General features: G+C 39.0%; 13 protein-coding genes. 2 read left to right on the forward strand and 11 right to left on the reverse strand.

All coding sequences use genetic code 11. The features are described from left to right. Window positions 1-5: 5 nt before the first annotated feature. Genes FERPE_RS03060 through FERPE_RS03070 form a run of 3 tightly spaced genes read right to left on the reverse strand, consistent with a single transcriptional unit; the run spans window position 6 to window position 2,747 of the window. Window positions 6-521 (reverse strand): FumA C-terminus/TtdB family hydratase beta subunit, encoded by a 516-nt coding sequence (locus tag FERPE_RS03060; protein WP_014451216.1) that lies wholly within the window; start codon window positions 519-521, stop codon window positions 6-8. Then, complete coding sequence (locus tag FERPE_RS03065; protein WP_014451217.1) at window positions 514-1,347, reverse strand: fumarate hydratase; 834 nt, start codon at window positions 1,345-1,347, stop codon at window positions 514-516. The genes FERPE_RS03060 and FERPE_RS03065 overlap by 8 nt, the downstream gene beginning before the upstream one ends. Window positions 1,348-1,376: 29 nt before the next feature. Beyond that, on the reverse strand, window positions 1,377-2,747 hold the full coding sequence (locus tag FERPE_RS03070) for an MATE family efflux transporter (protein ID WP_014451218.1): 1,371 nt from the start codon (window positions 2,745-2,747) through the stop codon (window positions 1,377-1,379). Between the two features lie 126 nt (window positions 2,748-2,873). On the opposite strand from FERPE_RS03070, the gene FERPE_RS03075 reads away from it, so the two are divergent. Together FERPE_RS03075 and FERPE_RS03080 are read left to right on the forward strand one after the other, a co-directional pair. Next, complete coding sequence (locus FERPE_RS03075; protein WP_014451219.1) at window positions 2,874-3,644, forward strand: SDR family NAD(P)-dependent oxidoreductase; 771 nt, start codon at window positions 2,874-2,876, stop codon at window positions 3,642-3,644. 33 nt (window positions 3,645-3,677) lie between these two features. Then, on the forward strand, window positions 3,678-4,850 hold the full coding sequence (locus tag FERPE_RS03080; protein WP_014451220.1) for a TM0106 family RecB-like putative nuclease: 1,173 nt from the start codon (window positions 3,678-3,680) through the stop codon (window positions 4,848-4,850). A gap of 64 nt (window positions 4,851-4,914) precedes the next feature. On the opposite strand, the gene FERPE_RS03085 is transcribed toward FERPE_RS03080, so the two are convergent. The 8 genes from FERPE_RS03085 to FERPE_RS03120 form a co-directional block, all read right to left on the reverse strand. Continuing rightward, window positions 4,915-5,379: a hypothetical protein gene (locus FERPE_RS03085; RefSeq protein WP_041262798.1), complete on the reverse strand. Its 465-nt coding sequence runs from the start codon at window positions 5,377-5,379 to the stop codon at window positions 4,915-4,917. Between the two features lie 114 nt (window positions 5,380-5,493). Next, complete coding sequence (locus tag FERPE_RS03090; protein WP_014451222.1) at window positions 5,494-7,209, reverse strand: alpha/beta fold hydrolase; 1,716 nt, start codon at window positions 7,207-7,209, stop codon at window positions 5,494-5,496. After that, window positions 7,209-8,087: a branched-chain amino acid ABC transporter permease gene (locus tag FERPE_RS03095; RefSeq protein ID WP_014451223.1), complete on the reverse strand. Its 879-nt coding sequence runs from the start codon at window positions 8,085-8,087 to the stop codon at window positions 7,209-7,211. Before FERPE_RS03095 ends, FERPE_RS03090 begins: the two co-directional genes overlap by 1 nt. Continuing rightward, window positions 8,084-8,815 carry an ABC transporter ATP-binding protein gene (locus FERPE_RS03100; RefSeq protein WP_014451224.1) on the reverse strand — a complete coding sequence of 244 codons (732 nt, stop codon included), beginning with the start codon at window positions 8,813-8,815 and terminating at the stop codon, window positions 8,084-8,086. The genes FERPE_RS03095 and FERPE_RS03100 overlap by 4 nt, the downstream gene beginning before the upstream one ends. Before the next feature lie 18 nt (window positions 8,816-8,833). Then, window positions 8,834-9,598 carry an ABC transporter ATP-binding protein gene (locus FERPE_RS03105; protein WP_014451225.1) on the reverse strand — a complete coding sequence of 255 codons (765 nt, stop codon included), beginning with the start codon at window positions 9,596-9,598 and terminating at the stop codon, window positions 8,834-8,836. Between the two features lie 198 nt (window positions 9,599-9,796). Next, window positions 9,797-10,957, reverse strand: coding sequence for an ABC transporter substrate-binding protein (locus FERPE_RS03110; protein WP_014451226.1), 1,161 nt, complete (start codon window positions 10,955-10,957; stop codon window positions 9,797-9,799). 53 nt (window positions 10,958-11,010) lie between these two features. Further along, entirely contained in the window at window positions 11,011-12,294 is a 1,284-nt protein-coding gene (locus FERPE_RS03115) for an acetyl-CoA hydrolase/transferase family protein (protein WP_014451227.1), read from the reverse strand. Continuing rightward, on the reverse strand, window positions 12,291-13,532 hold the full coding sequence (locus tag FERPE_RS03120) for a TetR/AcrR family transcriptional regulator (RefSeq protein ID WP_014451228.1): 1,242 nt from the start codon (window positions 13,530-13,532) through the stop codon (window positions 12,291-12,293). The genes FERPE_RS03115 and FERPE_RS03120 overlap by 4 nt, the downstream gene beginning before the upstream one ends.

A 13,532-nucleotide genomic window follows, 5' to 3' on the forward strand; every position in this document is an offset into this window, starting at 1 on the left:
TGTAGTTAACCATTTTGTCTAAGCAAATTCCCATTGCAATCTATAGCTACAACCAATGGAAAATCTTTTACAGTGATTTCATAAATTGCTTCTGGTCCGAGTTCTTCAAATGCAACGATTTTCCAATCTAAGATTTTTTCCGATAGATATGCAGCACATCCGCTCGGAGCAACTAAATATGGTGCTCTGTATTTCTTTATAGCCTCTATTGCCTCATGTGTTCTTTCTCCTTTACCAATAGTTGCAATTACACCTTTTGAAAGTGTGTATTCTAAGAATTTATCCATCCTTTTTGACGTCGTTGGACCTATTACCATCCTACCATTGGAAAATGTAGGACCCGCGTAGAAGATAATCTTACCATATAGAGATATTGGCAGTTTGCCTGTTTCTCTTTCTTCTTCGATAATCCTTTTATGCGCTGCATCACGCATTACTAATAGAGTTCCAGAATAGTAAAACGATTCTCCTGCCTTCAAATTGCGTAAATCGCAGAGAGCAATTTTATCTATTTTATTCATTGATAACCACTCTCCCTGTGCGTGAGAGGTAGCAATCCACACTTATCGCGATGGGAAGTGTTGCTATGTGAGTAGGATAAGCGTATACCTTAACGCTTTGACAAGTGGGTCCAAAGCCCAGTGCCTGAACGCCGATGTGGAGTTCGTTTATGAGCGAATGTAGTTTTTGTGCTAAATCATCGTACCTTTCAAGATAAGGCAATTTGGGAAAATATTCATCTGTAAACAAGGCAAACCTTGAGATAAGTATGGCCATATCAGCTGTCCCACCGATACCTATACCAACGTTGATTGGAGGGCAAGCATTTGGTCCGTTCTTTAAAATATGCTGGACCACGATGTTGATTACATCGTCCTCAGTAGATGATGGCGGTATCATGTAAAGTGCAGATAAGTTTTCGCTTCCTCCACCTTTGGCAATCATCCAAATTTCTAATCCATCAGAAGTTTCAACTTCAAACTCATGAATTATTGCTGGTAAATTATCACCCTTGTTCTTTCTTAAATAAAGTGGATCCAAAACTGTACTTTTTCGGTAGCCATTCTTTTCGTAAGTATCTTTAACAACTCTGAACAGAGTTTTTTGTAAAGATTCCTCAAGCGACAGGTTGTAAGGTTTAAATACAAAGAACTCAACAATTCCGGTGTCTTGACAGAGTGGTATTTTCTTTTCTTTTGCAATCTTTATATTTTCTCTGATTTCATTTGCAAAGGGTCCTGTGTAACTTTCAAAAAGCCGTTGGGTATTCGGATTGAGATTTGTGTTGATTTCTTCTAGTTTTTCCTGAACTTTTTCGTATATATTTTGACTTTTGATAATTTTCATATATTCCTTCCTCCTGAAACTGGATGATATCATAGGTGTTCTTCATGAACCTCGGGAATCACCAATTCAACGTTTTCTATTGTGACATTTTTTATCCATTTTTCGCTTTTGATTCTGAAAAGAACGATAACGGCTTTCACGATTTCATCAGACAAAGTTAGGAAATAGACCCATGGAAGCGATAGTTTCAATACAAATGCACCAAGGAAAGTAAGAGGAATGCCAATAGCCCACAGTGTAAGTGTTTCGAGAATGAATGCAAATTTCGCATCACCACCTGCTCGTAATATACCAACAACCCCAACACCGTTGAAAGATTTTATAGGTGCTCCGATGACCATAACCCACATGGTTGCGGTAAGCATTCTTTTTGTCACAGGGTCTATCTTAAAAGTTGGAAGTAATAAATAGTATACCCCAATAATTACAAGTGCGGATGCCAAACCCATTACGGAGTTAATAATTAACATCCTTCTGCTGAACTTGTGAACCCTATCATATTCAAGCCTCCCAATCATTTTTCCAACCATCACAGATGCTGCTATGACCAAACCAAAAGTTATTGTCCAAACGTAGTTTTCAAAGGAAGATAGAATGTTTCTTGCAGCGTAGACACGAACTCCCATACGTCCAAAAATAATTCCATATGTAGTCATACCCAAAGACCAGGATATTTCATTCAAAGTTGTGGGCGTTGCAAACTCGAAGAATTTCTTTATAAAATTTCCGTCAATGTGTGAGAAAGTAAAGCTGTATGGAACTCTTAAAAAGGTTGCACGTATTATCTGATAGATTGGGATAAAAAACCTTGCGATAGTGGTCGCAACTGCTATCCCCAGTAATCCAAGTTTCGGAAAGCCCAGTAAGCCGTGAATAAGTGTGTATGCAAGAAAAATTTGCAACGCTGTGCCAAAAATGTAAGATTCCATAGGTATCAAGGCAAGCTCAATCCCGCGAAGAAGGGTTCTGAACGATATTTCTAAAGCCAAGCCAAAGTATGATATCGAGATGATTCTAAGAAATGGAACAGAATTCTGTATCACAGACTTATCATTTGTGAAAATGGCTGAAAAGAATTCAGGAAAGAAAAAAGTAAAAACGAAGAACGCAAGCGCTATTATTAAGGAGGAGTAGATCATGAGAGTTGAAGCACGTCTTATACCTTCTTCATCCTTTTTACCCCAGTATTGAGAGACAAAAATAGCTCCTCCGGTATTCAGACCGAATAGAAAAAGTATGACGAGGAAAGAACCTTGATTTGCAATCCCGTTTATGGTAACTTGCTTTTCTCCCATTTGTGATAAGAAGATAGTAAGGATGAATGTACCCGTGTTAGCAATGAGATTCTCCACTGATACCGGAATGGCTATTTTAAGAATATCTTTGACAGTGTTACTCATATGTTATCGTCTCACCCCGCGTGTATAAATGAGAATTTCTTCATTTTGTTCGAAAAACGAAGTTATCACTTCCTATTTTACCATAGAGAGTGTATAATTCAATGTGAGTGAGGAGGTATGGAGAGAATGATAAAGAAATATGACCTTGGGGTATACCGGTGGGCACTTGTGACAGGTGCTTCCTCTGGAATTGGCAGAGAATTCGCTTTTCACCTTGCCAAAAGAGGACTTAACTTAATACTCACTGGAAGAAACTTGAGAGCGTTGACAGAAACGGCAGATGAGATTCACAAAATCTCGAATTCAAGTGTTGTTATTTTGCAAGCAGACCTTACGAAAGATTTGGATATGATTCTCGATAATACTTCACGGTTCAATATTGATTTGCTCGTAAATAATGCTGGATTTGGACTTTACGGTGATTTCTTCAGCAATAGTCTTGATGATTATGTCCAGATGATAGAGTTAAACATCTCTTCGTTAACGAAATTAACTCATTACTACGGAAGTGAAATGGCAAAAAGAGAATGTGGTGGGATAATAAATGTCGCATCAGTTGCGGGTTTCTTTCCAATTCCTCATTTGGCAGTGTATGGTGCAACAAAGGCTTATGTTTACAACCTTTCAATGAGCTTGTGGGCTGAGTTGAAATCCAAAAATGTTCACGTTTTGTGTGTTGCTCCCGGTCCCACTGAGACAAAGTTTTTCGAAAGGGCAAAGATGGAAACTAACGGTAAGTTAATGAAACCTGAACTGGTAGTAGCTGGTGCACTAAGGGCATTCGAAAAGGGTAAGCCCTTATACATTCCAGGCTTTGGTAACAAGATGACTTACTATTTTGTCAGGAAGTTTTTTGGTGATAAGTTTATAGCGGAGTTCCTGGCTAAGTATTTTTAATGTAAGAATACTTAAACCTCGAAGGTGTGAAAAATGGTAATCTCAAGTAAAGATGTGAAAACCATATACTTTTGTCCAAGAAAGGCAAAGTTTGAAATAAGACACAGGGAAAGAAATAAAAAATCCCTATTGTCTGTTTCTAACTTTCAAACAGACGCTTTTGGTTGTATTCTCGTTGCTGAAGTTGACGAAATCGTTTCTGAAAACCCACTTGTCGTGAAGATATTGAAAACTGGAAAAAAGCTTTCTGAATACCATATGCTTGAAAGTGCGTTCGTTGGATATGTCATTGAGAGCAACGGAAAAAAGTTGGATGCGATAATAATTGAGAGCCCTTATTACAGTGTTTCTGTTAACTGGAAACCATACGTTAGTAGAATGCTTTCCATGATAGGGAGTTTCTGTGAAACAGATGAATTCAGGGTAATGAAGACTCACTTATGTCGAACGTGCCCATTTTCTCCAGAATGTTTCAAGGAAATTGTCAATTCAGAAAGTTTAACATTTTTACACGGTGTAAAAGAAAAGACCTTAGAGAAATTGAATTCGTATGGTATTAACACATTAAAAGATGTAATAAATATGAACCCAATAGTTGAGCAACTGCTTGGGAAGGAAAAAGCTAAACGGCTTGCTGTCCAAGCCAAAAGTATCATAGAAAATAGACCTATACTTATTAGACCTGTCCCGAAGATTTCCGAAGGGTTATATCTCGATATTGAAAGTTATACTCCGTTAAATTTTGATTATCTTTTTGGAATACTGGATGATGGTGTTTATATACCATTTTTGGCTTCAGACCCAAGTTCAGAGTCCAATGTCTTTAAAGAAGTTGTTAATTACATTTCCAAGACAAATAAGCCGGTTTACCATTTTCATAACTACGAGATAAATAGGTTTAAAAAACTGGCTCGGAGATATAACGTTGAACTGTCCAAAAACTTTTTTAATCGATTTATCGATGTGTACAAGCTGTATATCGACCACGTAGCCCTGCCAGTTCCTTCTTATTCACTCAAGAGTATAGCAAGGTACTTTGGCTTTAATTGGCGCACGCAGTTAAACGGTCAGCTTGTGGTTCACTCTTACGCAGAATATCTAACAACTGGAGATAAAAGGATACTCCAAGAGATACTGACCTACAACGAGGACGATGTGAGAGCTACGGAATTTATCTTGAAAAAACTGATAGAAATTATTGCTTGATTATAAAAAGATATCTTTGGTTTAAGAAGTACTAGCAAGGTTCGAAATTCAGTTAAATGAGGTATCAGAAAGAAAGCCCAAGAGAGATGTAGAAATACTGAGGTGAAAAGTTGAATTGGAATTCCGGATCCCCAAATAGATAAAAGAGTCTTACTCCAGTTTCAGCCGTTAGGAACAAAACATTAAGACCTGCGCCTAATTTACCATAGATACCGAGTGTGCCATTTTGCGAAAAGTTCATCACGTTACCGACGGTCGTATAAGCAGCACCACGTACGTATAAAAGCCCAAGTGGCAGCTTCAGGTTCAAACCAAACATCAGCTCGTTCACATCGAACTGTGATACCATACTAAATTCCTGAGTTTCAAAATCATATGAGCCAACTGGATACATCAGAGTGAGTATTCCTGCATCGAATCTTCCATACAAAGCGTAAACCTGGTCTTGCAGATTTTCAGCCTGAACACCTATGAACGAAAATCCTGCCGCTGCCATCACCAAAACAACCATCAGTAACAACTTCCTCACCATAGTTCCCTCCCTTTCGTAATTTGATAAAACATAAATGTTCGAAACCTCTCACACGTCTCCAATAGTTTTGACATGTTCACTATCAAAATCGTTCAAAAATTTTTATGAAAATTATGTTACTCCATCTGTGAGGTGCTTTATAACCTCTTCCGGTGCCTCTATAACCGGACTATGACCGATATCTTTCAGCACTATCAACTTACCTTGTGGAAAAGCCTCCGCTGTTTTCTTCATACTTTCGTAATCGAGTATAACATCTTTATCACCGTAAATTACTACAACAGGTACTTCTACCAAGAATGCTTTATCTGTGTAGTTATAATCTGCAAGAGCTTTTGCATTACCTATGAATGCTTTCTTTGCCATTCTTAGAGCATCTGATGTTATTTTATCAAAGAACTTTTCATCATCGTAATTCGGAGCGTTCATCATCAAAGCTCGTTTAATCATATCTGGGTTTTTTCTGTAAACATCTACAATTTTGTAAGCCGATTCATCGTAACGAGGCATACCAAATATCGGTGCTGGATCGACTAGTATCAATTTAGCTAAGTTTTTGGGATGTCTTACAGCGTAACCCATGGCGACTGCCCCACCTAAAGAATGACCAAGCAATATGAAGTTTTTTATTCCAAGGGTATCAACAAACTTTTCCAAGGCATCAACGTATTTTTCGATACTTACATCCCCCGGAAGCTCATCCGAAAAACCAAAGTTCGGCAAGTCAAGTGCGTAAACCGTGAACTGGTCTTTGGGAATCTTTTGTATGAACGGCTCAAAGAATCTGGAAGAAGCAAAATTTCCATGGACTAATACAACTGGGATATTTCCGTTTCCATGTTTAATATAGTGTATTCGTCCAACGTGGGTTTGAACAAACGTTCCAAAAGGTCTTCTGGATTTTTTTAGATACGCTATAATAGCGTTGAGGTAATTCATTCTGAACATCTTTACGTAGAAACTTATTCCCAAAGGCATGAACAGAACCACAAAAATCAGTAAAGCACCGAAAATAATAGTAAGTGAAAAGTTTGACCTGCTAAACAAAAATGGCATGGCAACGTAAATAAGTGCTCCGTAGAAAGGACCATCTACCGACGCCATACCACCTATAACGGATATAGCTAGCAAGTCGAGAGACTTTGCTATTCCAAAATCACTCGGGGCTATATAACCAATAACATGTGCATAAAGTGCACCAGCTATACCAGCGAACATGGAACCAATCGCAAAAGCAAGGACTTTGTACCAAGCAATATTTACACCCATCACAGATGCCGCAGTTTCATTCTCTCTAATCGCCATCCAAGCACGTCCGGTCTTGGAGTTTATTAGCCTATCAGCAACAACGTAAGCAACGAATAAGAAAGCAATTACTAACAAATACTTTTCTACATCGGAATTCCATAAGAATGGAAAAGGTATGTTCCTTATCCCTGCATGACCACCTGTAATGTGTTCAAGGTAACTGAAGAGTTGTTCAATAGCAACAACAAACCCCATTGTTGCGATAGCAAGGTAAAAGCCTGACAATCTGAGTGCAGGAAAACCTATTAAAATACCAAAGATAAAAGCTGTTATTCCACCCAATAGGATTCCAAAAACAATGGGGATGTTATAGTGCATAACAAGCAGAGTTGAAGTGTAAGCACCTATGCTCATAAAGGCTGCGTGACCTATCGATATTTGCCCTGAATATCCCATAATCAAGTTTAAACCTAATGCGGCGAGCGCGTAAATTCCTACAAGGCTAAGTATGGTAATTATGAAAGCATTTTGTAGTAACAAAAATGGCAACAACGCTAGTATTAACCAAATCCAAAACATCAAGCTCGCCTCCTTACTCTTCTTCCAAACAAACCATTCGGGAAAAAGACCAAGACTATCACTATAATAACCAGCGAGATGGAAGCCTTAAAACCTTCAGAAATGTAATTACCCACGATTTTCTCTATGACACCCAACAACAAACCGCCAAAAACTGCCCCAGCAAATGTCTCAAACCCGCCCAACACGGCAGCTGTAAAACCTTGTATTTGATAGAATGTAAGCATTGTTGGTGAGACAAAAACTTTAGGTGCAGCAATTACTCCAACCAGCGCAGCCATAGCTGTTCCAAAAGCCCAGGAAAATGCTAGAATTGACCCCACATTTATACCCATGTAGCCTGCAACTTCTTCGTTTTCCGAAACCGCACGAACGGCGATACCAAACTTGGTAAACTTAGTAAACAAAGCGATAACAATCGAAATCACAGCAAGGATAGAAAATACTAGTATGTCCTGCCTGCGGATAACCATTATTCCAAAATCTCCCCTTATTACATAAGGAGCCCCTGATATAAGTTCAGGGAACGACTTATATTCAGTTCCCCAGAGTTGGACAGCCAACCCTTCCAAAATCATGAGTATTCCAAATGTAACGATAAGCATTGAACCGTGAGAAAGATGTCTTATAGGTCTCAAGGCGTAGCGCTCAACTAAGATACCCATAAGAGCTGCAAACATTATTCCTAGTGCTATGGAAACAAATATATTGAGCCCTATTGAAGAACTCAGCCACCAAATTACGTAAGTCATGAACATCCCCATATTTCCGTAGGCGAAATTCATAACACCGCTCACTTTATACATCATGACAAGCCCTATAGCAACTAATGAATACATAGCGCCTGTTGAAAGACCAAGCAGTATTTGGTTTATCACTTTTTAACACCTCCAAGATATTTCTCACGAACAACCGGATTATCTCTAAGCTCTTTTGCATTGCCCGAGAGTGCCACTCTTCCGTTTTCTAAAACATAACCATAATGTGCAATGCTGAGAGCTACGGAAGTGTTTTGTTCTACAAGTACAATTGTGATTTTCAAAGAATCGTTGATATGTTTTATTACTTCTGTAATTTTCTCAATAACGATAGGAGCCAATCCAAGTGACGGCTCATCGAGGAGCAAGTATTTAGGATTGGCCATCAAAGCTCTTGCAATTGCCAACATTTGTTGTTCTCCACCCGACAAAGTACCTGCTATTTGGTTGAGCCGTTCTTTTAAAAATGGAAAGATATCAAAAACAAAGTCAAAATCTGGTCTCCTGTTTGTGTAGGCCCCTGCCAAAAGGTTTTCTTTTACGGTCATTTGATAAAATATCCCTCTACCCTCTGGACACAACACAATTCCCTTCTTTACTCTCATATGAACAGGTAGAGCATCTATGGATTCGTTTCCAAGGATTATCGTTCCACTGTATTTGACACTTCCAACAATAGCCTTTAATGTTGAGCTTTTTCCTGCTCCATTGGCACCAAGAATGGCAGTTACTCTACCCGATGGAATATTCAGATCTATACCTTTTACGGCATGAACAGGTCCATACCAAACATTAAGTCCCTTGATTAGAATGTCCTTAGCATCCGTTGGCTGAAAAGGTTTCATCATTTTCACCTCTCTGAACCATTATTGGGCGGTTGCCGTACCTGAACCAAGGTACGCTTTTATAACTTCTTCGTTATTTATAACCTCTTGAGCGGACCCTTCCGCAATCTTTTTTCCAAAATTAATTACGGTTATTCTATCCGATATATCGAGCACCATTCGCATATCATGTTCAATCAGAAAAACAGTAATCCCCTTATCTTTTATCTTAATGATTCTCTCTTTGAGAATATCTGATTCCTTCTCGGTCAAACCTGCAGCGGGTTCATCGAGAAGGAGTATTTTTGGCTCCGTCATAAGTGCTCTTCCCACGTCAATGAGTTTTTGGAAACCGTATGGAAGTGTTCCAGCATAAACTCCCAGTATGCTCTTTATACCAAGCAAATCGGCTACTTCAATAGCTCGCAACCTTGCCTTGCGTTCCTCCAGTGAAAACCTACTCGTGTGCATAACCTCGTCGAGATGATTGTAATTCAACCTCGAGTGATAGCCAAGCATTAAGTTCTGCAAAACAGTCATATATTTGAAAATAATGATGTTCTGGAAACTTCTTCCAAGACCATGGTAAACTCTTTTGTGAACCGGCACGTGGGTAATATCCTTGCCATCAAGGATAACCCTCCCATCGTGTTTAACCAATCCAGATATAGCGTTAAAGACAGTGGTTTTCCCAGCACCGTTAGGTCCTATCAAGGAATGTATGGTCTTTTCCCCAACTTCCATCGAAAGATTGTCAACTGCAACAAGTCCAGAGAACCTAACAGTTATATTCTCAAGCTTCAGCATCACTTCTCAACTCCCGTTTTTATTGTTTCCGTTGTTTACCCTTCATTCTTATTTTTACTTACAAAAGCCGCGGGCTTTTATCGTGAAGAGCCTTTATTTCACCTTGACTATCGCCCGCGGCACACAAGCTTTCAGCAATCAAAATACTTTGCGATTACTACCTTGAAATATTCTTTTTCGAAAATATTGTTCAAACTGTTATGGCCTAATTAAGTCGGTGAGTGGCACAAATTGACCGTTCTTAACAACCATGAAATACATTGAGGACTTACCGCGCCTAAGGTTTGGACCCCATGTAATATCTTTTGCAAGTATACCATTCCAATTTTTGAAACTTTCAAGAGCCTTCACAAGACCTTCCCTTGTCAAGTTCTTTCCGGCCCTAATCAATCCTTCTGTGAACACCTCTGCTGCGATAAATCCGGCAACTGCATATGAGGACATTATTTCTTTTGGATACGTTTGTTGATAAATAGAGATAGCTCTTTGGTAATCTCTCACAAATTCTGGTCTATCAGGAGTTGGAAGTGGTACCCATCCTGTAAAAATAACACCTTCAGCATATTTACCTGCTAGTTTTATGAAGGAGGGGTCGGCATTTGGATAGATGGTAATTATCTTACTATCAAGCCCGTAGTCGCGAATTGTTTTGATCCATCTTATTGTGTCCGTAATAAGTCCGTAGATAACAATAACGTCTGGATTTTTTTCAACGAGCTTTACAACAAGTCCGCTGTAATCTGTATCAGCGGGGTTGTAGGAAATCTCAACAACCAGTTTCATTTTGTAGTCTTCAAGCTTGGCTTTAAACGCAGCGTAGCCTTCTAAGCCAACATCGTTGTTCATGTAAACGATTGCTGGATTTTTGAATTTCGCAATCTCTCCTACGTATTTACCAATAAGAGTTCCCTCAAGAGTGTAGTCTGGTTGGACACCGAAGATGTATTTTTTCGGAGGAATAACGAGTTTTGATGTTCCCGCACCTTGATATACAAATGGAACTTTGTTCTGTTCGAGGTAATCCATAACTGCCAAACAACCGTAGGTTCCGAGTCCACCGACAATTGCAAAAACTTTGTCTTGCTCAACTAACCTCTTGACCTCGACAACTGTCTTTGCTGGGTTGAGTTGATCATCAGCGATTATTAGTTCTATTTTTCTTCCATGGATACCGCCTCTGCTGTTAATCCAGTTGAAGTACGCTTTCATCCCTTTGCTCATTTCTTGCCCGATGACAGCATAAGGACCAGACAGCGCTTGAAATGTTCCAACAACAACTTTGTCGTTATAGACACCAACTTCAGCAAACACGCTTACCAAAAAGATAAGCATAAGAATAACACTTAACAACTTCTTCATACAACCCACCTCCTATGATGGAATAAAATGGAAGCAAGAATAGCTCTACACACTTAGATTAATCCCAGCTTTTGAGCTTCTTTTGTTAAGTAGTCACGAAAATCCGGATGTGCTATTGATATTAACGCAAGTGCACGTTTCCTTGTTGGTAATCCTCTAAGTCTTACCGCGCCCCATTCTGTCACAACGTAATCCAATTCTTGCCGTGGAACTGTGATAGGTGAACCTTGTGGTAGTAGTGGAACTATCGTGGAAACCTGGCCTTCTTTAGCAGTTGACCTCATCGCTATGATGCCTTTACCTCCCTTGCTCTTTACCGCACCCCTATGAGTATCCAGCTGACCACCCGTGCCACTATAATGACTTGTTCCAATTGCTTCAGAACAAACATTTCCTGTCAAATCGACCATGAGTGCAGTGTTGATACTGACCATCTTTTCGTTCTGGGCTATGATGTATGGGTCGTTCACATACCTACCTCTCAAGAACAGTACAGATGGATTGTCGTCAATGAACTTATACATTCTCTGGCTACCGTAAGCAAACGTACATACAAACTTTCCGTTCCAAAGAGTTTTTTTCTTATTCGTGATAACTCCTGCCTCAAAGAGGTCTATCATGCTCTCCGTAAACATCTCTGTGTGTATACCCAAATCCTTTTTCTCAACTAAGAACTTTGCAACAGCATTTGGGATTCCGCCAATGCCCAGCTGAATAGTTGAACCATCTTCTATAAGTTCCACAATATGTTCTGCTATCTTTTTCTCAACTTCAGCTGGTTCAAGAAGTTCGGCTTGGGGCAAAGGATAGTCAACCTCTATTATGTAATCAACTTCGGAAATGTGAACATGAGTATCACCATGAGTTCTTGGAGCATTCGGATTTACTTCGAGTATAACTATATCTGCGTTCTCAAGTACATCCTTCTCGTAGACAACGCTTGCCGACAATGTGAAGAATCCTTTTTCATCCATAGGAGAGGCTACTCCGACAAAAACATTTATTTTTGTAGACTGTATAAGGTTCATACCAGCTTGGTGCAGATTATTCGGAACATAATATGTGTTTTTTGAAAGCTTTCGGTTGTAAGGTCCAAAAAACCAAGAATAATTGTAAAATCTATTGAAATATTCTTCGTTTGAACAAAATTCATAAGGTTCGGTGTTTAAACACGTATAAATTTCCAAGCCACTTACCTGTGTTCGATGCAAGTTTCTAAGGAAAACTTTCGGCTCCATGGGAGTCATTCCAACAACGATTGTCCAGTTATCTTGAAGGATCGACAGCACCTTGTCAATGTCAACAAGCTTTTTTTGATATTCCTCTCTTAGATTCACATCGCCACCCCCAAGCCTTCGGAGAGGTAAATGTAAATATCTTCCAAAAAGCGTTCCAACTTTTCTGTATCAGAAACTTTGCCTGCAAGAATGTATCGTTCACCCAAATAATGACCGATTCCCATTAGTAGAATGGCAATGTATTGTAAAATGCTTTTTGTATCAATAGTCTTGAATTTTTCCAAATTTAGTTGGAGTTTCCCGTCCTTAACTGAGTTTTCTAGAGCTTTGCAGTAAGAAATAAATATCGATGTGTAATAATCTTTCGCAATCTCTAAATCTAATGACTGGCTTTCTCTGACGATTTTGTACATACTCGCGTGACTTTTGAAAAACTGGACAAAGGCATACAACCCAGCTATCTCTTGAACTAACCTTGGATAGTGTTTAACATTTTCCATGGCTTTTCTAACGTTGTATCTTAGCCCCTTATTTATCCATCGTACTAATTCACGTAAGATTTGCTTTTTATTTTCAAAGTAGAGATACACTGTCCCAACTCCGATTCCAGATGCCCTTGCAATGTCGTATATCTGCGTTTTTTGGTAGCCGTAAGTTCCAAACAAGGTTTCTGCATTTGCAAGTATTAATTCTCGTTTTTCATCTACTTCGAGAACATGTTTTTCAGGTGTGAACGTAAATATTTCTTTTGGAAGATTTTGGAATTCCTTCTTTTCTTTTTGAATTCCGTTCATAATGAGCGAGAGAAAAACCTTAGGCTTTACTTGTACTCCCAACAGATTCCCAAAGTTAATTGCAAACCTTATTGGTGACCAGAAATAGAAGAGCCCAACATCAGTTAATCCATGTTTCTCCGAGATAGAATGTATTACATCTTCAAATTCGTTCCTTAACCATTCGAAATGATATTCGTTGAGATGCATGGCTTGGATTAAGTTCTTATTTCTCTTGCAGTATTCAAAATATTTTAGTGCGACATCTGTTATAGACTCCCCTTCCAATGACTCTTTAAGGTCTCTTATAAAATCGTCAACAATCTCTCGAAACAATTCATACTTGTTAATGTAGTATTGATAAAAGGCAGCCGTGCTCAAACCTGCATGTTTAGTAATTTGGGAGATGGACACGTCGGCAAAGTTGTTTTTGCTAAAGAGTTCTATAGCAGCCATCTTCAGTTTATTCTTAGATTCTATACCATCAGCTCGTTGGGGTATTCTTTTTGCTTTCTTATTTCCGGTGATTGTCACATCCTTCTGAAACATTTCTCTCTTCTTCAC

It is taken from the genome of Fervidobacterium pennivorans DSM 9078, from assembly GCF_000235405.2.
Lineage (GTDB): Bacteria > Thermotogota > Thermotogae > Thermotogales > Fervidobacteriaceae > Fervidobacterium > Fervidobacterium pennivorans.

Excerpts from the sequence above, each read along its gene's own strand:
- FERPE_RS03060 (WP_014451216.1), bottom strand. The coding sequence starts at position 521 with ATGAATAAAATAGATAAAATTGCTCTCTGCGATTTACGCAATTTGAAG.
- FERPE_RS03065 (WP_014451217.1), bottom strand. The coding sequence starts at position 1,347 with ATGAAAATTATCAAAAGTCAAAATATATACGAAAAAGTTCAGGAAAAA.
- FERPE_RS03070 (WP_014451218.1), bottom strand. The coding sequence starts at position 2,747 with ATGAGTAACACTGTCAAAGATATTCTTAAAATAGCCATTCCGGTATCA.
- FERPE_RS03075 (WP_014451219.1), top strand. The coding sequence starts at position 2,874 with ATGATAAAGAAATATGACCTTGGGGTATACCGGTGGGCACTTGTGACA.
- FERPE_RS03080 (WP_014451220.1), top strand. The coding sequence starts at position 3,678 with ATGGTAATCTCAAGTAAAGATGTGAAAACCATATACTTTTGTCCAAGA.
- FERPE_RS03090 (WP_014451222.1), bottom strand. The coding sequence starts at position 7,209 with ATGTTTTGGATTTGGTTAATACTAGCGTTGTTGCCATTTTTGTTACTA.
- FERPE_RS03100 (WP_014451224.1), bottom strand. The coding sequence starts at position 8,815 with ATGATGAAACCTTTTCAGCCAACGGATGCTAAGGACATTCTAATCAAG.
- FERPE_RS03105 (WP_014451225.1), bottom strand. The coding sequence starts at position 9,598 with ATGCTGAAGCTTGAGAATATAACTGTTAGGTTCTCTGGACTTGTTGCA.
- FERPE_RS03110 (WP_014451226.1), bottom strand. The coding sequence starts at position 10,957 with ATGAAGAAGTTGTTAAGTGTTATTCTTATGCTTATCTTTTTGGTAAGC.